Here is a 24,998-nt window from a genome sequence, read left to right as displayed (position 1 = left end):
TCGACCCCCGCGGTACCTACCGGGCGTGGCCGGCTCCCGCCAGGCGTACCAGTTCCGACCGGTTGGTCACCCCCAGCCTGCGGCCCACTCGCTCCACCAGGCCGGTCACGTCCTGCGGAGTCAGCAGCAGGGCCTGGGCGACCTGACGGTCGCTGTAGTCGGCGCCTACCAGCTCCAGCACCCGGTGCTCGGTCAGCGACAGACTCGGGGCGACTGCCGGCGCGGCTCTCGGGCGCACCCCCAGTTCGGTCAGCGCCCGGCGTACCCGGCCGGACAGGAGGAGACTGCCGCAGGCATCGGCAAGGTCCAGCGCCTGGGTGAGAACCTGGCCGCTCTGGTGGGTCTCTCCTCTGCGCGACAGCGCGACGCCCAGCTCGTACCGGGTCCGGGCCAGTTCCAGGCGGGCCGGAGACCGCTCCAGTATGGCGACGGCCTCGCGCAGGTGGGCCTCCCCTTCGGGGCCGCCCATGACGACTCCCAGGCAGCGCGACGCCAGGCCGATCACCCGCTCGGTGCCCCAGCGGTGAGCCAGCTCCAGTTCCTCGGTGGCCAGTTGAAGCGCGTCGGTCCGCTGTCCGAGCGCCAGGTGCAGCAGCGCCGCCCGCGACCGCCAGGGCGCCCCGGTCAGGTTCGTGACCCGCGTCCGCTTCTCCTGCGCACCGTACTCCAGCAGGACCGTGAGGGCGGCGGCCCGATTGCCCCGCGCGGCGTACACGCGGCTGCGCGCGAGGAGCATCGGTCCCTGCCACACCCAGCCGCCCCGGTCGGTGTCGGCGTCCGGCATCAGCAGCCGTGCGGCCGAGGCCAGGTCGCCCCGCTCGATCAGCGATTCGCCCACCTGGGCCATCAGCGCCAGCCGTGCCCGCGGCTCCAGGCCCTCGCCGTCCGTGACGGCGGGATGCCCGAAGTCCGCCGTGAGCGCCAGCTGTTGGCCTCGGCGCGCGTGGACCCTGAGCTGCCATATCATCGCCGTCGACACCATGAGGAACACGCCCCACCGCGCACCGATGTCGGCGATCTGCTCGAACCGGGCGGCCGCGTCGTCGAGACGGTCCGTGGTCAGGAAGACCGTCCCGGCCAGACTCACCAGCATCTGCGACTGGTCCATGGCCGCCAACCCGCCGCGCAGAGCCCGGTCCAGAAGGCTGTTGGCGACCTCGGCGCTGGCGTCCCCGGCGACGGCCGAGGCGGCCAACGCGGCCAGGACTGCGCACTCACCCGGGGTGTCACCGGCCAGCTTGTGCCCCCACAGCCGGTTTGCGAGTTGCCGGGCCGCGGGGAGAGTGGACAGCTGGTCATAGCCGATCAGGAGCATCTGGGCCTGCAGAAACCATGACACCTCACGGGCCGCCCCGGTGCCGTCGTCGGCTTGCCGCAGGTCCTCCACCGCGCGGGCGAGCACCTCGACGGCATCCGTGTGCTCATGCCCGAGGAACAGCGCGTTGGCGAGCAGATAGGCCGCCTGAGCGCGAGAGTACGGGTCCGGCAACACCGCGGCGGCCTGCGTCAGGTGATGCCGTGCGGCGCCGATGTCGAGCTGCAACTCGTCCTCGCCGAGCTCCAGCAGCAGGGGACCGCGTTCTTTGCCGGACATCGGCTCTCGCAGGGCACGGCGCAGATAGGCCGCGGTGACCTCAGGGGCGCCTCGGCCACGCGTGGCCCGCGCCGCCTGCCGCAGGACGTCGACCCGCCAGGGCTCACCGCTCGGTTCGGCCAGCAGCAGGTGGGCGGCCACCAGATCACCGGCCGCCCCCTCGCGCCGCAGCAGTTCGGCCGCCCGCGCGTGTCCGGTGGCCAGCTCCACCGGTCCGACGGTCTCGGCGATCGCAGCACGGACCAGGGGATGATCGAACCGCACCGGCTCACCCGGTGCCAGTACCCCGATCCGCCGCAACCGGCGCCCGTGCTCACGGGCCTGCGCCTCGCCCAACTCCGACAGTTCGGCCGCCAGATGCCAGTCAGTTCCGTCCCCCAGCACCACCAGGGCCTCGGCCAGACGCCGGGTCGGCTCCGGCTGGCCGGTGAGCCGCTTGACCACGGTGTCCGCCAGGATCCGGCCGCGGAACTCCTCGACCAGCTGTGCTCGGTCATCGACAGGCCTGACACCCTTGTCGGCCAGGGCGCGGAGCAACTCGCGCAGCAGCAGGGGGTTGCCCTGGGTCGCCTCGGCGCAGGCGGCGACGAACCGAGGTTCGGCGTCGTGGCCCAGACTCGCCCGCACCAGCCACGCCACGCTGTCGACGCCCAGCGCCGGCAACCCGACCCGCACGCAGTGCGGCTGGGCGGCGATCCGCTCCAGCAGCGGCTCGGCCCCGGTCCCGCTGTCGGGCCGTGCCGTCAGCACCAACAGCAACGGCAGACCGCGCAGACGTCGCGCCAGGTACTCCAGCCACCGTACGGACGGGCCGTCCGCCCAGTGCGCGTCGTCGACCACCAGAGCGATCGGCCCGTCGTCCGTGACATGCACCATCAGCCAGTACAGGCTGTGCAGCAGGCCCTGAGACGCCTCCGACGACAGGGCTCCGGCGTCACCGAGTCCAGCCACACGCAGGGCGTGCGACGCCGACTCCGCGGGACCCGAGAGCAGCCGTTCCCGCCCGGCCCGACCGGCTTGAGCAAGCAGCGGCTCGGCCAACTGCCGTAGTACCGCGAAGGCGAAGTCCTGCTCCAGCTCTCCCGCGCTGCCCCGCACCACCCTGATCCCCCGCGGCTGCTCGGCCTCGGCCCAAGCGTTCACCAGGGAGGTCTTCCCCATCCCCGCGCCCGCCCGCACCAGCACCACCGCACCCCGACCGGCCCGGGCCTCACCGGCCGCGCGGTCAAGTGCCGCTAGTTGACGGCGACGTTCGCGCAGACCTGATTCGGTCGCGCCGTCATCGGCCGGAGGGCCGCCCTGCCGACCAGGACGGTCGGCGGCAAGCAGCGTGACGGCGTCGGTGTCGGTCAGTCCCAACGCCGTCACCAGCAGCTCCAGCGTGCGGCGCTGCGGCCGCTTCCGGCGGCCCCGCTCCAGATCCCTGATCGACCTGGCCGCCAGCCCGGTGGCCTGGGCGAGCTCCTCCTGTGTCAGCCCTGAAGCCCGGCGCAGATCCCGCAACTTCTCACCGAACGTCATCACACGCCCCCACAGCCAGCCCAGAACGCCGACCACCGAGAAGACGTGACGGTATGTCGTCGTGCCAATGGTGATCATCAACGTCTGGGCAGAACCCTACCGGGGGATCACGAGGCCTGCGAGCACGACGTCCGGTGTGCAGGATCCACTAGAGGTGTTTGGTGAACTCTTCCTTCCCTGTATGCCAGTTGCTCTCGCAGGTCGGACCGGCCTCGGCCAAGGCGTCGATGATGCGGTGAGTGCGGGCCGCCTTGATGTCGTTCCCGGTTCCGGGTGGTGCGGCGTAGGCCCGCAGCAGGCGGCCGAGCGGGTCGGCGAGGGCTTGGACGTGGTACCCGTGCTTGCGGTGCCTGCCCGAGTGGAAGGGCCGGTCGGTGGCGATCCGGTCACTGGGCAGCTGGGTGTCGTCCCGGATCACGAACGCCTCGGATGCCGCGCGATCGAGGGCCTGTTGAAGTGTGGGAACCAGTGTGGCCAGCAGGCTCACGGCCTCGCGGACGCAGCGGTGGACCGTGGCCACACCCTTGCCGGACGAGGCCGCGAGCCGGGTGTGGGTGTCCCGCATCCGGCAGGGCCACGCCGCCGAGGTCACATTGACAGCCGCGTGGGCCGCAGGAGCTTCTCCTGGTGTGACTACCAGGACCTCCTCGTCGCGGCCCCCTGGCAACTCGGCGGACCGATCGTGTGGGACACCCTCTAAGGGCTCTGGGCTCTGGGCTCTGGGCTACGGCACAGTACTCGCCGCCGGGGCAGCCGAAGGGTCTCCGGTCGAGCCGGTGAGGAAAGACTGTGCGTGATCTCCGGCGGCGGCTTGACACCACCCGGGAGCGGCTTGCTCGGTACATCAATGAGCCGCCGACCTGCACGCGTTTGTCCCCCTTGTGCAGTATTGGGGTTGGCGTAAAGGTGACTTGACGCCTGGTGGACAGGGCAGACTGCTGACCTCGGCGCTTGACGGCAGCACGCTGTCCTCCCATGAGAGACATGAACAACAGGTGGCGCCGCCGGATCCGCCCACCCCGGCCTCGGCACACGGTGGCAGCCGCCGCCCTCGTGGCGCTCGTGGCCGGACTGACCGCCGCCCCCGGCGCCGCTCAGGACCTCGGCCCGGGCACCGGGCGAACGGAAGCCGCCGCGCAGGCCGGAGCGGCCCGGTCGCCGATCATCTCCCGGCATCAGCTCACACTGATCACCGGCGACCGCGTCACGCTGGAGACGGACACCTCGGGCAAGCAGAGTGTGTCGGTCGAGCCCGCCGAGGGCCGCGAACGAGTCGCGTTCATCAAGCGCCAGGCCGGTCGCGACTGGACGGTCATACCCGCCGACACGCTCCCGCTGCTCGCGACGGGCCGCCTCGACAAGGCACTGTTCAACGTCTCCGCCCTGGTCCGGGGCAAGTACGCGCAGCGGTCGAGCCTGCCGCTGATCGTCGAGTACGCCGGTGACGCGGGCACCGCCCGGCGACAGCTCACCGCCGCCGGTGCCGACGCCGTCCGCCCCATCGGCGGGACCCCCTTCGCGACCCTCGGTGAACACCGCGCGGACGCCGCCGGGTTCTGGAAGGGCATCGCCCCCGGCCGGGCGGACGCCACGTCCTTCGGAGCGGGTGTGCGCCGGGTCTGGCTGGACGGCCACTCCAGGATCCAGCTCGACAGCTCGGTGCCGCGCATCGGCGCCCCGCACGCCTGGGAGAAGGGCTACACCGGCACCGGCGTCAAGGTCGCCGTGCTCGACACCGGTTACGACCCCCATCACCCGGACCTCAAGGGCCTCGTCACCGAGTCCGCGAACTTCACCACCGAGCCGAACACCGACGACCTGAACGGACACGGCACCCACGTGACCTCCACGGTCGCCGGTTCCGGTGCGGCCTCGGACGGCAAGTACAAGGGTGTGGCACCCGGCGTCCAGATCCTGTCCGGCAAGGTGTGCACCGCGGACGGCAACTGCGACAACTCGAACATCGTCGAGGGCTTGGCCTGGGCCGCCCAGCACGGCGCCAGGGTGATCAACCTCAGCCTGGGCGACACGGACACGCCGGAGACCGACGCCGTCGAGGCCATGGTCGACACCGTGTCCCGCGACTACGGCACGCTGGTCGTGGCCGCGGCCGGCAACAGCGGTCCCGACAAGGTTTCCTCACCCGCCTCCGACGACCGGGCGCTGGCCGTCGGCGCGGCCGACGAGGACGACGACCTCGCCGCCTTCAGCTCGGTCGGCCCGCGGGTGGGCGACTCCGGCCTCAAGCCGGACATCATCGCCCCCGGCGTCAACGTCGTCGCCGCACAGGCGGGTGGCACCACCGCCGACGACGGCTATGTCGCGATGAGCGGCACCTCCATGGCCACGCCCCACGTGACCGGAGCCGCCGCCATCCTGTTCCAGCAGCACCCCGACTGGACGGCGGAGCAGGTCAAGCGTCAGCTGATGCAGTCGGCGACCGGCGCCAAGGAGCACGGCGCCTACTTCCAGGGCGCCGGACGCGTCGACGTCGCCCGGGCGGTCGACCAGGACGTCACCGCCGACACCACCGCACTGGACTTCGGGCAGATCCGCTGGACGGACGGCAAGCGGCCTCCGGTGACCAAGACCATCACCTACCGCAACGCGGGCGCCGCGCCGGTCACTCTCCAGCTGAAGGACAACCCGAGCAGCGGCAAGAAGGACGTGCCCGCGCCGGCCGGTGTGTTCCGGCTCAGCGCCGGCTCGGTCACCGTGCCCGCGCACGGAACGGCGGACGTCACCCTCACCGCGACGCCGGAGGCCACGACCACGTACGCCGCCTACAGCGGCGTGGTGAGCGCGACCTCGGCGGACGGCCCGGTCTCGGTGCGCGTCCCGTTCGGCATGGACGTCGAGCAGCCGTCCTACGACCTGCGCATCGACATGAAGAGCCGCACGGGCGCCGCCCCCGACAACGCCTACCTGCTGGTCAACTCGGCCGACGGCAAGGCGTACGACGTCGAGGCGCTCGGCAAGAGCAGCACGGTGGTGCGACTGCCGAAGGACACCTACTCGGTGAGCGGCTTCTACTTCGACGCCTCCTTCACCGAGGGCACCATCGTCGGTGTGCCGAAGGTCGTGATGAGCGCCGACCGGCAGGTGACCATCGACGCCCGGAAGGCGAAGCCCGTCACGGTGTCGGCACCGAGCCGCTCCGCGCGCATCATGTCGGCCGAGATCGGCACGATCAGCATGGCCGACCAGCTTCTCTCGGTCACCATGTACAACGCGATCGGCACGGACCACATCGACGGCGTGTACGCGGTGCCGACGGCCCGGGACAAGGAATCGAAGTTCACGTACCTCGTCACCAGTGTCTGGGGCGACCCGGCCGGCCCCGACGGGAATCCGTCCTCGGTCTACTACCTCACGCGACCGGTGCACGGCGCGATCCCGGCGGACCCCGCCTATCACCCCCGCAAGTCGGAGCTGGCCCGGGTGAACACCACGTTCGCCGCGACCACGCCCGGCACCACGGCCACGCGCCTCGTGTGGACGTACGTCGACGACGTCCGCTTCAGCGGACGGGCGATGGAGGGGATCCCGGTCCCGACGCGACGCGTCGACTACTTCTCGGCGGCCGACGGCCTGCGCTGGCAGACAGCCTTCGACCAGAACAGCTTCCTCGACCCGGACGCGCACGGGCAGAGCTACCTGAGCGACCTGCACGGCTACAAGGCAGGCTCCCAGGTCGAGGAGCGCTGGAACGGCGGGATCCAGGCCGTGGGCCTCTCGGACCAGATGGCCGCCTTCCGCGAGGGTGACACGATGTACCGGCCCTTCCAGTCGGCCGCCAACGGCAACCTCGATCTGGTGGCCGACACCACGGCCGGGCTGCCCAAGGTGGAGCTGCGACGCAACGGCGAGCTGGTCTCCCAGGACTGGAGCATGAGCGACGTCCCGGCCGACGCCACCCCCGCCGACTACCGTCTGACGGTCGAGCACAACCGTGACATGGCCCCCAGCTCCGTCTCCACGAGTGTGCGGGCGGAATGGCGGTTCCGGTCGCAGACCACGGCGACCCGGCAGGCGCTGCCGTTGTACGCGGTCCGTATGTCGCCGAAGCTGGACGAGTGGAACCGGGCCGAGGCCGGCCGCAGGCTCGACATCCCGGTCCTGATCCAGCGGACGGCCGGCGCCCCGGTTTCGCCCGTCCGCGTCTTCACCACCGAGGTCTCCTTCGACGAGGGGAAGACCTGGCAGTCGGCGCGGATCAAGGGCTCCGGCATGGAGCGCACCGTGACCGTGGAGCACCCGCGCGGCGCCGCGGGCGGCTCGGTCAGCCTGCGCGTCCACGTCGAGGACGCGGCGGGCAACTCCTTCAAGGAGACCGTCATCAAGGGCTACCTGCTCAAGTAGCCGCCTTCGCGGAGCAGCCACTTCCTCGAGCAGCCGCTTCCGCGAGCAGTGCAGCCCGGCCGCAGCGGCCGGACGGTCGAGGACAGGGCCCGCCGGACACATCCGGTGGGCCCTGTCCGTGTGCGGTGCGGCGTCCGCCGTACTCAGAGCCAGTCGCGGCGGGCCGCATGCCAGCCCAGCTGCATACGGGTCGCGACGCCCGCCAGGCTCATCAGGCCCTGGATGCGCCGCTGGACGGTGCGCTTGCTGACCCGCAGCTGTCCGGCTATCGCCTCGTCCGTCATGCCGGCGACCATCAGGGAGAGCAGGTGCCGGTCCTCCCCGGCCGGCGAGGCGGCATCCGTGGTGCCGGCGCCGCCGATCCGGCCCTCCTCTGTCACCCGGAGCGGGGCACCGATCTCCCAGTGGTGTTCGAACAGGGCGATGAGCGCGTCCAGCAGGCTGCTCTCCCGCACCACCGCGGCCCGTAGTTCCCGGGGGTTGCGGGATGTGCCCGAGGCGGCCAGCGGCAGGATGGCCACCGAGCGGTCGGCGATCGCCATCCGCAGCGGCAGCAGAGGCACCGCCCGGGCGACCTCTCCGGCGCGCACGCCCTTGACGACGTAGTCCACCGCGTCGGGGCAGTCGAAGTACGCCTGCTCGTACAGGGCCCGGTAGAGCACGCCCCGGTCCAGCGCCTCGAACTCCTCCTGGTTGCTCTCCGGGGACATGGCCACGTACTGGGCCTTCACGAACCACATCATCTCGCGGTCGGTGCCGTGCTGGAGCTGGCGCAGATGCTGGCGCAGTGCCGCCGCGCCAGTGATGATCTCGACGGCCTCGCCCGTGCTCCGGGCCCATGCGCTGCGGCGGTGTGTCTCCGCCAGTTCGTAGACGGCGGCCCGGGTCTGTTCCAGGGCGTCGAAGTGGCGTTGGAGCCGGGGCATGAGGGCCACCTGCGGCGGCACGGCCGTGAACCATTCGGGACTGTCCTCGACCGCCGACGCCAGGCCCTTGTGCTCCAGCGCGCGCAGCAGCAGCCTCGCGGTCACGACGTCGAGGTCCGAGCGGCCGGAGATGTCCTGAGCGCACGCAGTCCCGGTGGCGACCAGAAGGCGGTACACCTCACTCTCGTCGGCCGTCAGGCCCACCGTCTCCAGCATGTCGCGCCTTTCTCAGTATCCGGGCCGCCTCCACCCGGGTTTCCGCAGGGGGAACGCAGTCGTCCCGGCGGATGATTCCGCCAGCCCCTGCGACCAGGCACCACGACGGTTGCCGCCGGCGATCCGATTCACCGTGACGGGGAGGTGCCGTCAGCATCCGATGGACCCCGGGCGGGGCCGCTCGAGTGCCACAGACTGTGGGCCATGGGGTGGCGAGGTTCGTACAGCGGCATTTCGGCGCCACTGGGCAGACGCACCGCCGTCAGCCTGCCCCAGCGCTGTTCGCCGACCGGACGGGTGATCTCGACGCCCCGCACGCAGTTCCCCGAGCTGGGTGTCGAGGTCGTCGCACGTCAGACAGAACTCGTGCAGGGGGGCGTCCTCGGTGGGGTGTACGGCGATCTCTGCGGGGGCAGCTCGAAGATCAGCCGCGCGCCGCCCGCGTCGACACCGGGGAAGGCGAAAGTCCTCCGGGTAAGAACCTGCTGCCGCGCAGTCCGCCAGGTCCGCCGGATGACGGAGCGACGGATCTGGCGGCCCGCTGTGCCGGCGGCGCCGAGCCGCTGGGCGAGCACGGCGGCCTCACTGGGGCCGACGTCCTTGGTGGCGGTGTGCAAGGTGACCTTGTCTCGGGCGGCGAGATCACGCAGGTGCTGCACGGCCGGCCGGTGATCGGCGTCCTCCAGTTCGCCGATGTAGCGATCCCCGAACTCGCGAAGCGCTCCTGGTTGTGGTGGTGCCAGTGGCGCAGGTCCGCCGACGGCGTCACGTCGCGGAGCCATTCGTCCGGGTGGGCCCCATTCTTTGCGCATTCCGCGGGGCCACAGGCGGTCCACGAGCACTCGCTTGCCGTTCCGCGACGAGGCGTCCTCATAGATCCTCTGACACCTGGGAACGCCGCGTGGGCGGGGCCGCCGGCTGCGGTCCCACCCACGCGGTGCTGTCCCGGGTGACCTCCCGGGGGTGACGTCAGCGCAGGCCGAAGGCCCGGGTGATCGTCTGCGAGACGGTGTTGCCCGCGCTGTCCCGGGCGCCGACCCGGAGGGTGACGAAGTCGGCGGACCGCGGCGCGCGCAGGTTCGTCCGCCATCCGTCGTCGCACCGGCTCAGGTCGGTCCGCTGCCAGGTCGCACCGTCGTCGTACGACACCTCGACGGTCGGCTTCCCGATGGTGGTGGTGGTGCCCGGCAGGTGCGAGGCGGTCACCGTCAGGCCGGCGTGCCGGTCGGCACGGCCGGACTTGTCGGTGTCCACGCCGTAGTCGAGCTGGATGAGCGGCAGGGACACCGCCGCATCGCTGCCGGTGACCGCGGAGGTGAAGTCCCACTCGGTCAGCGTGTGCGTCGAGTACGGGTCGGCCCAGGTGCCGCGGTCGTTGTCGAGGACCAGCCGGTAGGGCAGGCGCTCGGCGCCGAGGCCGGGAACCTGCAGGTACTCGGCGTTGCCCCAGTCGAGCTGCTGGTCGCCCTGGTAGAGCGACATCCAGTCCCTGACGTCGAAGTTCGCGCCGGCCTCGCCGACGTGGCCGGACCCCGAGTCACCCCAGCCGGGCGCCGTGATGTACATGGTGTCGAGGTAGCGCACCGGCTGGTAGTTGATCGGCCCCATGCGGGGCCGCTGGATCGGGCCGAACCAGCTGACCTTGCCGGTCTTGCGCGCCGGGTAGGTCAGCGGCTCGATCGAGTGCTGCCCGGTCTCGCCCTGGATGAAGGCGTCGTCCAGCCATGTGGTGCCGGCGGTGACCCAGTCGGTGCGCTCGCCCTGGGCGGGCGCGGTGAGCTGGTTGCCGACGGCCCAGCCGCGCCAGACGTCCGGGCGGAACTCCATCGCCTTGCCCTGCCGGTAGTTCCGGAAGGAGACGTTCACCCGGCCGAGGTCCTTGGACTTCTCACGCCAGGTCGGGTCCGCCGGAACTGCGCCCTTCCAGTGGTGCACGACGTCGTAGACGTAGTCGGTCGTGGGGTGCGAGGTGACCTTCAGCGAGACCGTGCCGTGCCGAAGTCGGCCGAGCAGGTCGGCGCCCTGGTCGGCGTTGAGCGTCGCCACCGTCACCGGGGCCGGGCTCTCCGGGCTCCAGGGGTTCTCGTCCCAGGGCTGCAGGCGGCCGACGCCGTCGTTGACGACCAGTAGCAGCCGGGCGCCGGCGGCCGCGGCGACCTCCGCCTGGGCCTTGATCCCTGCCGTGCCGGCGCCGCGCACCACGACGGCCTTGCCGCGCACGTTCTGCCGCGCGAACTCCTCGGCCGTGCCGTCACCGGCGAAGACCGCCGTCAGGTTCCGGGTACCGGCGGGCAGCGGCGTGGCAGCGCGCTTGACCAGCGGGTCGTTGAAGGTCGTCGACTTCGTGCTCACGGTCAGCGCAGGCTGTTCGAGGCGGAAGCGGGCGCCGGTCTCGAACTCGCCGTCGGTGACCTTCTTGTCGGTCGGGAGCGCCCAGATGCTGTCGTACGACGGGTCCGGCAGCATCGACGTCTCCACCAGGCTGTCGGCGAAGGACCGGTGGGCATCCAGGCGCGGCGCGACGGCGGTGGTCTGCTGCGGCACGCGCGCCAGGATCCGGCGTGCCTTGCGGCCGTCCAGGATGACGGTACGGTCCTGGTCCAGCTTCACGTCGTTGAAGGCGAGCAGCACCATGCCGCGCGAGTGCGGGCCTTCGGCGCCCTGCACGTCACCGGTGAGCCAGCCGCTGTAGCTGCCGACGGGCAGCCGCGCCGTGCCGGTGCCGGACGCGTCGAGGTCCAGCACCGTGAAGAGGTGCTCGGCGGTCAGGACGACCCGGCCCTCCAGCGGCTTGCCCGAACGGTCCTTGGCGACCACGGTCAGATTCTGCCGCTGGCCCTCGCGGGCCGCGCCGATCAGGGTCCGGGCGCGGACCGTCCCGGCGCCGTCCGTCCCGGTGATCATGGCGCTGACCGACTGGTCGCCCGCCAGCTTGTCCAGAGCCGCGGTCAGCGTGACCGCGGCGGTGCCGTGCGCGGGCACGGTGACATGGTCCTCGGAGAGGCTGAACAACCCGGCCGGGACGGTGCCGTTGACCGCCAGGCTGAGGCCGGCCGGGGCGTCGCCGACGTTGGTGTACGTCACCGTCTGGACGTCGGTCTCTCCGGGCTTCGGGGGCCACGTGTGGAAGCCGGAGTAGGCGGTCGTGGTGGCGAAGACCGTGGTGTGCACGGCCGCCAGCGCGTCGAGCCGGCCGGCACCCGCCTGGTACGGGGTGTACGCCGTGGTTGCCTTGGCGCTGCTGACCAGCGCCTCCTTGAGCTGGGTGCCCGTCCAGTCGGGGTGCTCGGAGGCGAGGAGTGCGGCGGCACCGGCGACGTGCGGCGTCGCCATCGACGTGCCGCTCATCGTGGTGTAGTAGCCGGAGCCGCGCTTGTAGTGCGAGCGCGCCGCGACGATGTCGACGCCGGGCGCGGTGATCTCCGGCTTCAGCCCGCCGTCGCCGTCACGCGGGCCCTGGCTGGAGAAGTCGGCGAGCGTGTCGGTGGAGTCGACGGCGCCGACGGTCAGCGCGGAGTCCGCGGCACCGGGGCTGCTGATGGAGTGCGGGCCGCCGTTGCCCGCCGCGATCACGAACAACGCGCCTGTGTCGTGGCTGAGTTCGTCGACGGCCTGGCTCATCGGGTCGGTCTTGTCACCGTCGCCGCCCAGACTCATGCTGATGATCCTGGCCTTCTGGTCGCGGGCGGCCCACTCCATGCCCGCGATGATCCAGGATTCCTGACCGCTGCCCTCGGAGTTGAGCACCTTGCCGACGGCCAGCCGGGCGCCGGAGGCGACACCCCGCTCCTTGCCGTCGGAGGCACTGCCCGTGCCGACGATGGTGGAGGCGACGTGCGTGCCGTGGCCGTTGTAGTCGGCGATGTCGTCCTCGCCGGGGACGAAGCTGGCGCTGTCGGACACCTGCCCGACCAGGTCCGGGTGTTCGGTGTCCGCGCCGCTGTCGAGCATCGCGACCTTCACGCCCTGGCCGGTGTCGCCCTCCGCCCATACCTTCTGCGCGCCGATCTGGGCGGTGGAGTCGGCCAGGTCGGCCTTCACCTTGCCGTCGAGCCACACGTGGGCGACGCCGCCCGCGAAGGACGGCTTCGCGGACCGGGCCGCCGCGCCGGAACCCCCGGTGAGCGAGGACCAGAACTCCGGTGCCTGCTTGTGGTTCTGGGCGAGGGCCGCGCCCTGGATGCTGTCCAGGCGGCGGACGTCGGTCGAGCCGGCCATCTTCGTCCGGGCGCGGGCCTTGGCGGCGGCTCCGGTGTAGCGCACGATCAGCGGCAGCCGGGAGCTGTGCGCGTCGTCGTAGCCCTCGGTGATCAGCCGCGTCACGTTGAAGAGCTGCTTGTCGAGTTTGCCGGCGCTCACGTACGGCAGGGCGGCGTCGGGGTAGACGTAGGTGGCGCCGTCCACCACAACGCGGTGGAAGCCGGTGGTGGCTCCGCTCGCGGCCTGGAAGGAGCGCACGACGGTGCCGTCGGCGGCGGTCCCGATGGTGACCTTGTCACCCGTGATCAGGGTGACGGTGTGCGTGCCGGCATCGCCTGGGATTTGGTGTCCGGCGTCGTTGTGTGACACCTCACCGGCGGAGTACGCGGACACAGCGGCAGTCGCCGGTATGACGCCGAGTGTGAGCGCGGCCGCCACGGCGAGGGCGATCGGCCCGGGCCGGGGGATGGGAACCTTGGGCAAAGAAGACTCCTGAGACGCGGCGAAGAGCGAAAGATCACTGGATCTTCTGGCCTCCCCCGCCGTCGTTCAAGGGGTCGCACATGTCGCTCTTGCGCCATGGCACAGTTGCGCCGCGAGCAGGCGGCGTCGTCGGCCACCGCGCGTCCGGGGGACGGCGGCGGACCGCCCCATGAATTCGGCGTGAGGGACGGAGCAACGGGCCTGTGGGGCATCCCGGTCGGCGGCTTGGCGCATGCCCTCCGCCGGGGCGGACGCCAGGTGCGGCGGGCCCGCGCTCTCACGTCATCGATGGGTGATGGGCCTTCCCGCCAGGGGGGGGCCGGCAGCCCCACGTGGTCGTGGCGTGGCGCTTTGCCGTCAGGCTTCGAGGTCTCGGACGGCCTCCGCACGTTCGCACAGGGTTGCGTCGAAGTCTGCTTATCGGGGCGCCCAGTTGCGGAATCGGCGCAGGTGTTCAACCTGTGGACGGTGCTCCACTCGCAACGCGCCTTCTGACCCCGCCGCAAGGGTTAAAGATCAAGCTAGTGGGCCCGCAGGCACCTCGGATCTTGGGTTTTCGGGAGCGGGTCGGGCCCGATCAAGAGGTTCCGAAGACCATGGCGAGTTGGTCTGGCTTGACGGTGATGGCTGTCTGAGGGCGGGGAGGGCGGGAGACGAGGCGGAGACGGGGCCAGGTCTGCAGGACGGTTGCCAGGATGATCTGCATTTCGGTCCAGGCGAAGTTCTCTCCGATGCACTTGCGGCGGCCGTCTCCGAAGGCGAAGAGGGAATCGCGGGTCGTGGGTACGCGATCGGGGGGCCAGCGGTCGGGGTCGAAGGAGGCCGGTTCGGGGAAGTGGGCGGGGTCGTTCTGGAGGAGGTAAGGGCTCCACACGATGTCGGCGCCCTGGGGGATGTGGTGTCCGCCGAGGTCGATGTCCCGAGTGGCGACTCGGGTCACCATCCAGGCCGGCCCGTATTTGCGGAGGGCCTCCTGCAGTACCTGCCGGGCGTAGGGGAGCCGGTCGAGGTCCTCTTGACGCAAGGGTCGGCCGGTGCAGACGGCGTCGAGTTCGGCGCGCAGACGCTGTTCTATCTCGGGGTGTTGGGTGAGCTCGTACAAGGTCCAGGCGAGGGCGGTGGCCGTGGTCTCGATCGCCGCGTTCATCAGGGTGATGGCTTCGTCCTGGAGTTGCCGGCGGGTGAACTGATCCCCGGCTGCCAACAGGGTCTCGAACAACCCGGCCTGCTCGTTGGCGGCGGCCTTGTGGGGGCATCCTGCGGCTTCGGCCGGATCATGGGCGGTGGCGGGGGACGTGCCCGCCGAGCGGCCGGAGTGGTGGTCGATGGCCTGGTCGATGAGGGCGCGCAGGCGGGCGACACGGTGGGTGTGGGCGCGGTTCGCGGGCAGCGGGAGCCGGGTCACCCAGGGGGGCAGGATGGTCTGCCGGATCGCCTCCTTCATGATCACGGGCATGATGACGGTGAACTCCCTTTGCAGGTTCGCGGGTAGATCCATGCCGAAGAGAGCGACGAGGAAGGCGGCGAGGGTGACGTCGTTCATGTCCGCGAACATGTCGCGGAGTTGATCCTCCTCCCATGCACCGACCATGGACCTGACCTGGTCGATCATGGCGTTGCCGCGGGTGGCGATATGGACCTTGTTGAACATGGGCTGCATCAGGCGGCGGTTGCGCAGGTGGGTGTCGCCGTCGGCGACAGTGGCCAGACCGTCGCCGAAGACACCCCGCAGGACGTCGAAGATCCTTCCGCCCTTGGCGAAGTGCGCTGCCTCGGTGACCAGTACGGTGCGGGTGAGCACAGGATCGGTGACCACGTATGCGGAGGTCGGGCCCAGACGTATGCGGACTACGCTGCCGTGTTCGCGAAGCGAGGTGATGAACGGAAGCGGGGTCCGTGCCAGATGATGGGCGTGCCCGATCAGCGGGAGCCCGCCAGGCGCGGTCGGGACGGGGTCAGGTGTGCCGGGTGAGGCGGTCACGGCCTTGACGCTCCTCATGTCAGGGTTGATACGGCCGAGTTATCTGCCCAACTTCCCCCGGCAGGATGCCACCTTGTGACCTTTGCATCACTTCACGGCAAGCGTGCCTCGGTTCAGTTCGCCCGGCTCCGTCGGATGAGCGGAGCTGGCGAGTTCGGCAGACTGTTCTTCGACCGGCTTGAGTCACTGGATCGTCAGTCGGCGGGCGACCTCGGTGGGGGTCGGCAGGAGCCGCGCCCGCAGCAGCGTCGTCGCGTAACGGGCCGACAGGCGAAGCTTGGTGAGGACACGCCAGTTCTTCCGGTGGGCCAAAGGCGTGCTCACAGACCGCGCGGACGGACGCGATCGGCTTGTTGACATGCTTCTTCGCGACGTGAACGGCTTGGTCCGGGCGGCCTTGTCGCCGGTGATGTCCACCGGGTTGTCCACATCGAGCCCAGCTGGAGGATCACAAGGCCTGTCCTGGAACAACCCCCCACAGAGCCTCTACCGCCACAGGGAGATCCCGGTGCCGGTCCGGTGCTGACTCGAACGCCCAAGATCAGTCAAAACGCAGGTCCTGGCTCCGATCGAACGAGTGGTCGTACCACTCGATGGTGGTGCCGATGAGGCTTGCCGTGACGACCTTCCGCATCTCGCGACGTGTGGGGGTGGGGGCTGCGGGTGCGGTCGTATCGGGTCACTTCCGGGCGGGGACGGGGGTGCTTTGGGTGCTGCCCGGGCTAGGAATCGCCGCAACGCCGCCCCATGTGGTGTGAGCCCATGCTTTGGTGCCGGCTGGTGGTGCAGGAGGCTGTGGAGATTGCCCCGTTGGCGCACCTGTTGTCACCTGCGGCCTCCCGTACCGTGCTGGTCGGACACAGGCGGTCCCTCGCCTCGACGAGGTGAACGAAGTAGCCGGCGGCCGACAGTGCCCGTGCCGCGGTCACCCCTGCGAACCCACCGCCAATCGCGAGTACGTCCGCGGCCGGTGTCCCAGTCATCCTGGGCGTCGTTCCCGACCAGCGCGTCATGGCCCTTACTCGGCACCATCGACGGTGATACAGAAGGCGTCTTCGCCGGGCGGCGTGCAGCACCAACCTCTCTCAGAGTCGCAAGCGGAGTCGGGTGGGGAACAGAACCGAAGTGCCAGGTGGTATTCGCCTGGAGTCGGCTCCTCCGATCCATGCAGGCGTGCGCGTACCGGCTTCGGTGGATCTTGGCGAAAGGCTCATGCCGACCTGGGCGAGTCCGCATAGCGTCGGTGCCGCTCAGTGCGGTGCTGCGGACCCAACGGCGGCCTCCACCTCAGAGATCCGTGGCCAGAGCAGCCTCCAGGACGCGCTGGCGCTGGGCGTCCGCACGCATGAGGCGCCTTCCGGCTCGGCAGGTAAACGGGACAAGTGTCCCGGTTGTAGCGGACAAGTATGTCTACGTGCTGCGGGTGTGGGTGGTCAGGCCGGTGAGGACCAGGGCGAGCCAGCGGGTGCGGGTGGCGGGTGGCTGGTCGGTGGGCGCGGTGTTGAAGAGCAGGTAGATGTCGTCGACGGTGACGTCCTCGTGGATGTCCCCGTCGGCCTGTCCGGCCTGGATCAGGGTGGCCAGCGCCGCACCGGCGCGGGCTTCGGCGTCCCCGGGGGCCGGATCCGCTCCGAGGGTGCGGGCGGCCGCCTTCACGGCGCGGTTGGTGGCGGTCTCCTCGATGACGTAGGCGAGGAAGTCGGTGATCTCGTCCATGGCGCGCGCGCCGGAGCCGAGGCGTTCGCGGGCGGCTTCGGCGACTTCCGCGACGTGTCCGAGGTGCTCGGCGATGACGGCGCTGACCAGGTCGTTCTTGGTGGGGAAGTGGCGGTAGAGGGTGCCGACGGCGACGCCTGCCGCGGCGGCGATCTCGTCCATCCCGGCGTCGGGTCCATGCGCGGTGATCTGCTCGCGGGCGGCGTCGAGGATCTTCTTGCGGTTGCGGACGGCGTCCGCCCGTGGCGCTCGGGTCTGTGGCATGGCTCTCCTGCGGGTGGGGCTTGCACTAACATGAACCATGGTTCATGATGAATCCTGAACCGTAGTTCATCTTACTCCCCAAGGATTCGGTATGACCACCAAGACCGCTCTCGTCACCGGCGCATCCTCCGGCATCGGTGAGGCCACCGCACTGAAGCTGCACGCCCTCGGCTACACCGTCTACGGCGCCGCCCGGCGCACCGACCGCCTCCAGCAGCTCGCCAACCATGGCATCCGCCCGCTGGCCATGGACGTCACCGACGACGACTCCATGCGCGCCGGCATCGACCGGATCGTCGCCGAGACCGGCCGTATCGATGTCCTGGTCAACAACGCCGGCTACGGCTCCTACGGCTCCATCGAGGAGGTGCCGATGGACGAGGCCCGCCGCCAGTTCGAGGTCAACGTCTTCGGTGCGATGCGCCTGGCCCAGCTCGTCATGCCGCACATGCGCACCCAGCGCTCCGGCACGATCCTCAACGTCACCTCCATGGGCGGGAAGATCCACACTCCGCTGGGCGGCTGGTACCACGGAACCAAGTTCGCCCTCGAAGGCCTCAGTGACGCGATGCGCCTGGAGGCCAAGCCCTTCGGTGTCGACATTGTCGTGATCGAGCCCGGCGGCATCAAGACCGAGTGGGGCGGCATCGCCGCCGACAACGTGGAGAAGATCTCCGGCGGCGGCGCCTACGCCAAGCAGGCCGAAGCGGTCGCGGCCGGGATGCGGTCCGAAGCCAACATCAAGCGCAGCTCCCCGCCCCAGGTCATCGCCGACGCGATCGGCAAGGCCGTCACCGCCCGCCGTCCGAAGACCCGCTACGCCACCGGCTTCGCCGCCCGCCCCATGATCGGTATGCGGCGCGTGCTGTCCGATCGGGCCTTCGATGGCGTCATCACTCGCGTCATGGGCATGCCCAAGTAGCAGCCTGCCGCCGCGGCCGATTCGGACGGCCTCGCGCCGTCTCAAGGACGGGACCGCCCTGAGCGGGAGCGGTCCCCCGCGCCGAATCCGTGGGGACGGGATCGGCGCACCTCCCGGGTCCGGCGGCCGGACGCACCCCCTCCGGTCCGCCGTCGGGCCCGGGCCCTTCTCTGCAGGTGGGCAGCGCGCCCACCACCTGCCCCACTGAACACGATCGCTGTCTGCGCAGCCATCGCCCCGCGGAGCCCCGCCGGTCACCGCTCCGGCTGTTGTCGGCTCTTGCCGGCCGTCCCAGCCGACAATCCCGTCCCCGCTCGACATCGCCCTTTCTGTCACTGAGCCCCGAAGCGGGTACCTCCATGTCTGAAACAGCCGCGACGGCTCCCGGCCATACCTCCCGAGCCCCCGACGCCAACCGCTGGAAGGCCCTGGCCTTCATCGTGGTGGCCCAGCTGATGGTCGTGCTCGACGCCACCGTCGTGAACATCGCGCTGCCCTCCGCCCAGCAGGACCTGGGCATCTCGGACGGAAACCGGTAGTGGATCGTCACCGCCTACGCCCTCGCCTTCGGCGGGCTCCTCCTCTTCGGCGGCCGGATCGCCGACCTGTGGGCCGCAAGCACGCCTTCGTCACCGGCCCCTGACCGGCTTCGCCGCAGCCTCCGCGCTCGGCGGCGTGGCCACCGACGAGGCGATGATGTCCGGTGCCCGCGCCCTCCAGGGCGCCTTCGGCGCACTGCTCGCCGCGGCCTTTCCCTCACTCGTCGATAAGGGGGGCCGAGTAGGTCACCACCAGGATCGCCGGCGCCGGACCAGCCTTGACGCCGGTGCAGGCTGGGCTCAGCGCGCACATGACGAAGGGTGCCGGTCCTCCATGCCCGGGCTGCGTTTGCGCGGCTTAATCGAACGTACTAGTCTGTTCGATTAAGGAGGCCAGGTCATGGTGACGCAGGTCAGGAAGACGAAGTCCGAGGAGAGGATCCTCGCTGCGGCGGCCGAGCTGTTCTATGCGAACGGGCTGCGCGGAGTGGGGATAGAGCAGGTCATCGCGGCGTCAGGCGTCGCGAAATCGACGCTGTATGTGCACTTTCGCACCAAGGAAGAGCTGGTCGCGGCCTACCTGCGCAGGACGGACGACTCGTGGCTGGCCCAACTGCAGGGCGCCGCCGCACGCGCGGGGGACGACCCCCGCGAGCAGCTCGTCGGGGTGTTCGACGCGCTGACGGACGCCTTCGACCGGCACGGCTTCTTCGGATGCCCGTTCGTCAGTGCGGCGGTCGAGGCCGACCTGGACTCGGAGGCCCGGGCCATCACTGTGCAGCACACCCGACGCCGTCAGGCGTGGCTGACCGAGCTGAGCGAGAAGGCCGGCGCCGGCACCCCCGAGTCGCTGGCCCGGCACATCGGGCTCCTGATGGACGGTGCCCTGGCCTCCGGGCGCCTGCTCCAGGACCGCACCGTCGTGGACGAGGCGAAATCCGCGGCGCGCCTGCTGGTCGCCGCCCATGTGTGATCGCCTGCGGACGCGCGGTGGGGCAGTGGCCGGCAGACACGGCCCTCAGCTTTCCTGGCAGTCCTTGCCGTGTTGCCCCCACACCTACCTGACAAGACAGAAAGAGGCGCAGGCATGCGCGCAGTGGTCCTGCAAGAGTTCGACACTCCGCTGATCCTGAGCGAGGTGGAGAAGCCCACCGCCGGCCCGGGGCAGGTCCTGGTCAGGGTCAAGGCCAGCGGCGTCAACCCGCTGGACACCAAGATCCGGGCCGGCAGAGCCGCCCACGCCAAGCGCACGCTGCCCGCCGTGCTCGGCATGGACCTTGCCGGCGTGGTCGAGGAAGTCGGTGCGGGTGTCACCGACTTCGCTCCCGGCGACGAGGTCTACGGCATGACCGGCGGCGTCGGCGATCTGCAGGGCTCGCTCGCCGAGTACGCGTCCGTCGATGCCCGTCTGCTCGCCCGCAAGCCCGCCTCGCTCACCATGCGCGAGGCCGCGGCCCTGCCTCTGGTCGTCATCACGGCCTGGGAGGGCCTGGTCGACCGGGCGCAGGTCCATGCGGCGCAGAAGGTCCTCATCCACGGCGGTGCCGGCGGAATCGGCCACGTGGCCGTTCAGATCGCCCGTGCCCGCGGCGCCGAGGTCTTCGCCACCGCGTCGCCCGCGCGGCTGGAGGTCGTCAAGAGCCTGGGGGCGACGCCGATCGACTACACCACCACCGGCGTGGACGAGTACGTCGCCAAGTACACCGCGGGAGAGGGCTTCGACGTCATCTTCGACACCGTCGGCGGTCCGGTACTCGACGCGTCCTTCACGGCGGCACGCACCTACACCGGCCACGTCCTGAGCGCCCTGGGCTGGGGAACCCACAGCATCGCCCCTCTCTCCTTCCGCGGAGCCACCTACTCCGGTGTCTTCACCCTGTTGCCCATGCTGACCGGCCGCGGGCGGGAGCACCATGGAGAGATCATGCGCGAGGCGGCCGCCCTCGCCGACGCGGGGGCACTCAGGCCCCTGCTCGACCCCCGGCGCTTCACGCTCGCCACCGTCGCCGACGCCCACGCGGCCGTGGAGAACGGCACCGCCCAAGGCAAGGTCGTGATCGACATCGACTGACACTCGTCCGTCCGCTCCCGGCCGACCGCAGATGCGCTCGAGCGCGGCCGACCGACGAACATCCGCCCGGTCCAGGGGCACTGGCGGAGGAAGCGGTTCGGCTCAACCGGTGACTCGACCACCGGTCCCGGCTTCGGCACCGGTGCATGTCCGAGGCGAGGCCGGCACTCCGGCACGGAGGTCGACCTCCTGGGGGAAGCACACCGCCCCGGGGCCCCGGTGACGGCGGTCAACGCGGCGGAGGCTGTTCGATGGCGCCGCCCCGATGAGGTGTCGGGATGTAGCCCTTCGCCCCGGAGGGCAGTGCGTCGAGGCATGCCTGGGAGCAGGCGTTGACCAAGAGCGGCAGGACGTCGGTCGCCACCACCTGGGAGAGCCACGCCTGGTGCGGGCCCGTCGCCGGGATCGGCCCGGTGCAGACACTGCAGGTGTGGGTTGCGGTGGTGCCCCAGCGGGCGGGAGTCAGGCTGCCGAGGTCCAGGACCGTATCGCCGGGCGGGAGGAGTCGCGGGAAGGGCGGCCGGTACTTGTAGTTGCCGAAGATCGAGCGCGTGCTCACCGTGCTGTTCACCAGCCGACCGCAGCGCGTGATTTCGTACGGGAACCAGTGCAGCCGTCGCGACGTGTAGGGGCTGAACTCCTCCAGGCTTGTCATGTCGCCGATCGCCGGAGGTATCCGAACCAGGTTGCTTCCGTACAACACAAGGGTGCGCACCGCGGTCAGCCGCCCGATCGACGCCGGCAGCGTCACGATCTGCCGCCGCTCCTCAGGGCTCAGCTGCGGCAGCGGGCGGAACTCCTCCCGCCCGTCGGCCGCCGCCTCTTCGATCAGCTCCAGCAGCCGGAGCCAGCCCGGAGCGCTGGTGTCCTGGATCTCGGCGTGGAAGGACGTCGCCGCGCCGGGCGGACTCACCCGGACCTGGTTGAAGCAGTGGCAGCGGTCCTGCGGCACTCCGGGCGCGGAGTCCACCGCCTCGGGAAAGCGGTTCGGGAAGACCTGCGCAGGCAGCTGTTCGTCCGTCATGGCGCAACGATAGGGACGCGGTGCTTGGCACTGCACCGTCCGAGCACCGGCGAACGCCGCTCTGGCAGCTGGGGGAACGACTCTCGCACCGCACCTGATCACCGTGCCCTGATACGGGGCTCGGACATCAACTGCGGCGTGGGGATCGTCGCCCTGCTAGCGTGCCGCCGTGCCTTCGGAGATGACCCACCTTGTTGACGAGCTTGTCGCCCAGATGAGGTCTGGTTCGGGTGGTGGCTACCGGAGGGCGTTGTCGCGCGTGGGAGACACTGCGCGTGCGGGAGGTCCCGCGAGTGCGACCGCCGCGGTCGAGGCTCTTGCGCCGTGGCTGCCGGGTCTGGCGGGCGACTTCGCCAAGACGGCCGTCCTGGCGGGGGCGTGCGTCGAGTGGGGCGGTTCCCCCATGGCGTTGGCCGACGTGCTGCCGCAGCGCGCCGCGGAGGCGATGATGCTCAACGGTCTGGTCCCGGGGTGCTGGGCCGAAGCGGCTCCCGGGCGGCCGTTGCCGGAACCGGTGAGCGGCAGTACAGCGGAGCTGGTGCAGGCTCTTGTCACCCTGGCCAGACCGGAAGGGCGTCCGGACAAAGGGGACATGACTCGGATCGCCATGTCCTGGTTCGACATGGAGGACTGGCTGAAGGCGCTGATCACCGTCCTGGGGCACGGTTCCTTCCGGGCGGCGGTGCCCCCACGGGTCAAAGCCGAGCTGCGGGAGTACGCCGCAGCGGTCGCCGACCGGTCGCAGCGCGCCGCCTGGGTGAGAGACCTGGCTGCCGTCCTCGACGAGGAGCCTCTGGTCGTCCTCCACCCCCCTGCGCGTAGGGGGTATGTCCTCACGATGAGCGGTGTCGGGGACAACTTCCAGCTGCACACCCTCCTCGCGGATCGGCTTGTCGGCGACTCCGACCAAGGCATGGTTCCAGGGGAACGCCCCGACCGCTCGTGGGTCGCGGCGGCGACGGACGCTGACCCGTACCTGGGCCCCGACAATCCGGCGCTCCGGCGTTTCCGCCTTTTCGACGGCCATGGCGCCTACGTTCACCCGGAAGGGGTGCCCGCTGACATCAAGCCGCTCGACGGTACCCGCGTGCTGGTGCTGCACCCACCGAACGGACACTACGGCATGGGCGTCGGCCGGGTCTTCCAGAACATGATCCCCACCCTCACCCTTGACCGGGTTCTGGGAGCGGACGAGGCGGAGCGCTGGCTCACCCGCATCGCCCCCGCCGTCGAGAACGATTTCATGGCTTCCTGACGGAGACGTCAAGCCGAGGGTGGCCCTGTGCGGCCTTCGCAGCCTCGGGCCAGACGCCCTGGCGCGGCACGCGAGTGGAAAGGTCCTCTGCGGACTCGAGGTCGCCTGATGCGCCCGCGTGACCTCAACGGAGACGTCCTCGCTGATACTGCACGGCGGACGCCGTACCTCCGTCCGCCTTCGGGACTGGCTGCCGTCGCGACGGCAGCCGGGAGAGCGTCCGCCTGGCCACAGGGGCCGAGCCCGCCCAGGGACGCCCCCGGACAGTGGCGACCGGGGCCTTCGAACTCCTCGGCCCGGATGGCGAGCGGATCTGGAACGAGGGCCTGCCCGACGGCATACCCGTGGTCGACGGGCGTCGCCTGCTCGTTCTCGACGAGCCGACGTACCAGGGCAGTTGGAACGCCGACCGGTTCTTCCCACATCTCCCGGGCACGGTCGAGCCGACTCGCGTTCTGACCGCAGACGAGGCGCGGACCTGGTTCGCCCGCACGTCAGCCGGCCATGGGATCCGCCGGCCTTCCTGAATCATCTGATGCCGGCTGGTGGTGCGGGAGGCTGCGGAGGTTGCCTGCGCTGTGACGAGCGGGAGTTCGCGTTCCGACAGAGCCGGTGCCGAGGGCAGCCCGTGCCGTCGTGACAGACGACGATCGCGCGGGGCGTGTCAGTGCTCCGTTCTAGCCTTGGGCACGACTGCTGCGCCGGGTCGCACCGGTGGCAAGCGGACCGGCTGCGGTGTGCCGGCCAGGAGGTATCTGCCGGGCGAAGGCCTGCATGGCCACGTCGCTGGTTGCCGGCAGTACGGCCATCAGCCTGCGGTCCTCGGCCTCCGCGATCGATGGAGCGGCCTCGCTGCCCTCGGGGACGAAGGTCAGACGGACCGCCCCGTCGCCCGAGCCGCGGCGGTCCACCGGAGCGACGGCTCCGTGGGTGCCGTCGGGCAGTGTCACCCACAGCTGGAAGTCGTCGTACCGGACGAAGTCCGCGCCCTTCACCGGCCAGGGATAGTGGTGTTCGCCGGGCACCTTCGGGAGGATGCCCTGGTGGTTCCCGTGGCTGAGTGGCACGCACGAGTTGAACAGCGAGTCGGTCCACGCCTCGACCCCGTCGGCGTCCTTGATCGGCGTACGCAGCAGTTCCTCGGCCTGCTCGTAACCCAGTTGCGTCAGGGCGGGCAGGGTCAGAGGGAAGGCGGCGAGCAGTTCGGCGGCCTCCTGGCGGAGCCGGTCGACCTTCGCGGGGTCGGCGCAGAACTGCATGCTCCACTCGATGCCGACCCTGGCACGGAACATCAGCCAGTGGTCGGCTCCCTTGACCCAGAGGCTACCGCCGTGGTGCATCTCCCAGCGTTCGGAGCCTTTCGGTCCCGGCCCCGGACCGACGGGTCGGGGACCGTAGGGAAGGTCGGCGTCTTTCATCTGGCGGAGGATCTTGTGCGCCGTGTCCTTGGCGGCACGGAAGTGCGTTGATTCGAACCGCTTCGGATGTTCGACGAGGCGGATGTGCCACGGATGACTCTCGGATTCGACGCCACCGGGCTGGAGTTCGGGTTGTGCCATGGATGGCCTCCTCGGCCCGGCCCCACGGACCGCTCCCCGGCTCGCGAGGCGAACCCCCCTTGTCCCATCTGCCGAGCCATTCTGCTCGACCAGCTTACTGCGGCTGGTTCCCGGCGTCGAAGCGATCAACGGCCGGGCAGCCCCGTTGACCAGCGGCGGCGTGCGCGGCGCCGACTGTGCGATGCCTGCTCGGAGCGCGGAGTCCACTGGGGTGGCCTGTTCGGTCCGCACGGAGTGCGTGCGGCCACCGTGGAGGCGGTGTCGGGCCTCCACGGTGGTCCCGAGGCGGGCATGAAGGGCGTTGTCCGGGGCTGTGGGCAGGACTTCCGGCTGAACGCCGAGTCGAAGGAGTCGCCGGGCGGTTC

At 70.5% G+C, this 24,998-nt stretch carries 17 protein-coding genes and 1 pseudogene; 7 read left to right on the top strand and 11 right to left on the bottom strand.

Features of this window, described 5'->3' with window-relative positions:
• Positions 1 to 16: 16 nt before the first annotated feature.
• Together ACFY0P_RS26065 and ACFY0P_RS26060 are read right to left on the bottom strand one after the other, a co-directional pair.
• Positions 17 to 3,193, bottom strand: a complete 3,177-nt coding sequence (locus ACFY0P_RS26065; RefSeq protein ID WP_388917630.1) for an ATP-binding protein — start codon at positions 3,191 to 3,193, stop codon at positions 17 to 19.
• Between the two features lie 70 nt (positions 3,194 to 3,263).
• Positions 3,264 to 3,680, bottom strand: coding sequence for a transposase (locus ACFY0P_RS26060; RefSeq protein ID WP_388917627.1), 417 nt, complete (start codon positions 3,678 to 3,680; stop codon positions 3,264 to 3,266).
• A gap of 419 nt (positions 3,681 to 4,099) precedes the next feature.
• Between ACFY0P_RS26060 and ACFY0P_RS26055 the strand changes: the two genes are divergently transcribed.
• A complete protein-coding gene (locus ACFY0P_RS26055) occupies positions 4,100 to 7,477 on the top strand; it encodes a S8 family serine peptidase (protein WP_388917624.1) in 3,378 nt (1,125 codons plus the stop codon).
• A gap of 143 nt (positions 7,478 to 7,620) precedes the next feature.
• On the opposite strand, the gene ACFY0P_RS26050 is transcribed toward ACFY0P_RS26055, so the two are convergent.
• From ACFY0P_RS26050 to ACFY0P_RS26020, 7 genes are all read right to left on the bottom strand, one after another.
• Positions 7,621 to 8,619: a helix-turn-helix domain-containing protein gene (locus tag ACFY0P_RS26050; protein ID WP_388917621.1), complete on the bottom strand. Its 999-nt coding sequence runs from the start codon at positions 8,617 to 8,619 to the stop codon at positions 7,621 to 7,623.
• 353 nt (positions 8,620 to 8,972) lie between these two features.
• Positions 8,973 to 9,497: a DUF488 domain-containing protein gene (locus ACFY0P_RS26045; protein WP_388918175.1), complete on the bottom strand. Its 525-nt coding sequence runs from the start codon at positions 9,495 to 9,497 to the stop codon at positions 8,973 to 8,975.
• A gap of 91 nt (positions 9,498 to 9,588) precedes the next feature.
• Positions 9,589 to 13,302 (bottom strand): S8 family serine peptidase, encoded by a 3,714-nt coding sequence (locus tag ACFY0P_RS26040; RefSeq protein ID WP_388917618.1) that lies wholly within the window; start codon positions 13,300 to 13,302, stop codon positions 9,589 to 9,591.
• A gap of 577 nt (positions 13,303 to 13,879) precedes the next feature.
• Positions 13,880 to 15,301: a cytochrome P450 gene (locus ACFY0P_RS26035; RefSeq protein ID WP_388917615.1), complete on the bottom strand. Its 1,422-nt coding sequence runs from the start codon at positions 15,299 to 15,301 to the stop codon at positions 13,880 to 13,882.
• A 165-nt stretch (positions 15,302 to 15,466) separates the two neighbouring features.
• The gene (locus tag ACFY0P_RS26030) at positions 15,467 to 15,607 is read right to left on the bottom strand and encodes a hypothetical protein (protein WP_388917612.1); all 141 of its coding nucleotides are present in this window, start codon (positions 15,605 to 15,607) and stop codon (positions 15,467 to 15,469) included.
• 398 nt (positions 15,608 to 16,005) lie between these two features.
• Positions 16,006 to 16,266 (bottom strand): NAD(P)-binding protein, encoded by a 261-nt coding sequence (locus tag ACFY0P_RS26025; protein WP_388917609.1) that lies wholly within the window; start codon positions 16,264 to 16,266, stop codon positions 16,006 to 16,008.
• 427 nt (positions 16,267 to 16,693) lie between these two features.
• Positions 16,694 to 17,263: a TetR/AcrR family transcriptional regulator gene (locus ACFY0P_RS26020; protein WP_388917606.1), complete on the bottom strand. Its 570-nt coding sequence runs from the start codon at positions 17,261 to 17,263 to the stop codon at positions 16,694 to 16,696.
• Positions 17,264 to 17,354: 91 nt separating this feature from the next.
• On the opposite strand from ACFY0P_RS26020, the gene ACFY0P_RS26015 reads away from it, so the two are divergent.
• From ACFY0P_RS26015 to ACFY0P_RS26000, 4 genes and pseudogenes are all read left to right on the top strand, one after another.
• Complete coding sequence (locus ACFY0P_RS26015; protein WP_388917603.1) at positions 17,355 to 18,185, top strand: oxidoreductase; 831 nt, start codon at positions 17,355 to 17,357, stop codon at positions 18,183 to 18,185.
• A gap of 359 nt (positions 18,186 to 18,544) precedes the next feature.
• Positions 18,545 to 18,950: pseudogene (locus ACFY0P_RS26010) on the top strand (MFS transporter); the annotation flags it as partial.
• A gap of 174 nt (positions 18,951 to 19,124) precedes the next feature.
• Positions 19,125 to 19,697: a TetR/AcrR family transcriptional regulator gene (locus ACFY0P_RS26005; protein WP_388917600.1), complete on the top strand. Its 573-nt coding sequence runs from the start codon at positions 19,125 to 19,127 to the stop codon at positions 19,695 to 19,697.
• Between the two features lie 114 nt (positions 19,698 to 19,811).
• Positions 19,812 to 20,795: a zinc-dependent alcohol dehydrogenase family protein gene (locus ACFY0P_RS26000; protein WP_388917597.1), complete on the top strand. Its 984-nt coding sequence runs from the start codon at positions 19,812 to 19,814 to the stop codon at positions 20,793 to 20,795.
• Between the two features lie 229 nt (positions 20,796 to 21,024).
• Here the strand turns inward: ACFY0P_RS26000 and ACFY0P_RS25995 are convergent, their stop codons facing one another.
• On the bottom strand, positions 21,025 to 21,819 hold the full coding sequence (locus ACFY0P_RS25995) for a leucine-rich repeat domain-containing protein (RefSeq protein ID WP_388917594.1): 795 nt from the start codon (positions 21,817 to 21,819) through the stop codon (positions 21,025 to 21,027).
• 259 nt (positions 21,820 to 22,078) lie between these two features.
• On the opposite strand from ACFY0P_RS25995, the gene ACFY0P_RS25990 reads away from it, so the two are divergent.
• Both ACFY0P_RS25990 and ACFY0P_RS25985 read left to right on the top strand, forming a co-directional pair.
• Complete coding sequence (locus ACFY0P_RS25990) at positions 22,079 to 23,074, top strand: hypothetical protein (protein ID WP_388917591.1); 996 nt, start codon at positions 22,079 to 22,081, stop codon at positions 23,072 to 23,074.
• Between the two features lie 266 nt (positions 23,075 to 23,340).
• Positions 23,341 to 23,601, top strand: a complete 261-nt coding sequence (locus tag ACFY0P_RS25985) for a hypothetical protein (protein ID WP_388917588.1) — start codon at positions 23,341 to 23,343, stop codon at positions 23,599 to 23,601.
• Between the two features lie 150 nt (positions 23,602 to 23,751).
• On the opposite strand, the gene ACFY0P_RS25980 is transcribed toward ACFY0P_RS25985, so the two are convergent.
• On the bottom strand, positions 23,752 to 24,840 hold the full coding sequence (locus ACFY0P_RS25980) for a DUF6424 family protein (protein WP_388918172.1): 1,089 nt from the start codon (positions 24,838 to 24,840) through the stop codon (positions 23,752 to 23,754).
• Between the last annotated feature and the right edge of the window lie 158 nt (positions 24,841 to 24,998).

Origin of the sequence: Streptomyces sp. NPDC001714, from assembly GCF_042892755.1 — a bacterium.
Taxonomy (GTDB): domain Bacteria; phylum Actinomycetota; class Actinomycetes; order Streptomycetales; family Streptomycetaceae; genus Streptomyces.
Note: the sequence above shows the minus strand (reverse complement) of the source record. Positions and strands in the feature narration are given on the sequence as shown.

What these genes read in the sequence shown, in the direction of transcription:
- ACFY0P_RS26065 (WP_388917630.1), bottom strand. Translation starts at nt 3,193, where the DNA reads ATGATCACCATTGGCACGACGACATACCGTCACGTCTTCTCGGTGGTC.
- ACFY0P_RS26060 (WP_388917627.1), bottom strand. Translation starts at nt 3,680, where the DNA reads ATGCGGGACACCCACACCCGGCTCGCGGCCTCGTCCGGCAAGGGTGTG.
- ACFY0P_RS26055 (WP_388917624.1), top strand. Translation starts at nt 4,100, where the DNA reads ATGAACAACAGGTGGCGCCGCCGGATCCGCCCACCCCGGCCTCGGCAC.
- ACFY0P_RS26050 (WP_388917621.1), bottom strand. Translation starts at nt 8,619, where the DNA reads ATGCTGGAGACGGTGGGCCTGACGGCCGACGAGAGTGAGGTGTACCGC.
- ACFY0P_RS26035 (WP_388917615.1), bottom strand. Translation starts at nt 15,301, where the DNA reads ATGAGGAGCGTCAAGGCCGTGACCGCCTCACCCGGCACACCTGACCCC.
- ACFY0P_RS26025 (WP_388917609.1), bottom strand. Translation starts at nt 16,266, where the DNA reads ATGACTGGGACACCGGCCGCGGACGTACTCGCGATTGGCGGTGGGTTC.
- ACFY0P_RS26020 (WP_388917606.1), bottom strand. Translation starts at nt 17,263, where the DNA reads ATGCCACAGACCCGAGCGCCACGGGCGGACGCCGTCCGCAACCGCAAG.
- ACFY0P_RS26015 (WP_388917603.1), top strand. Translation starts at nt 17,355, where the DNA reads ATGACCACCAAGACCGCTCTCGTCACCGGCGCATCCTCCGGCATCGGT.
- ACFY0P_RS26005 (WP_388917600.1), top strand. Translation starts at nt 19,125, where the DNA reads ATGGTGACGCAGGTCAGGAAGACGAAGTCCGAGGAGAGGATCCTCGCT.
- ACFY0P_RS26000 (WP_388917597.1), top strand. Translation starts at nt 19,812, where the DNA reads ATGCGCGCAGTGGTCCTGCAAGAGTTCGACACTCCGCTGATCCTGAGC.
- ACFY0P_RS25995 (WP_388917594.1), bottom strand. Translation starts at nt 21,819, where the DNA reads ATGACGGACGAACAGCTGCCTGCGCAGGTCTTCCCGAACCGCTTTCCC.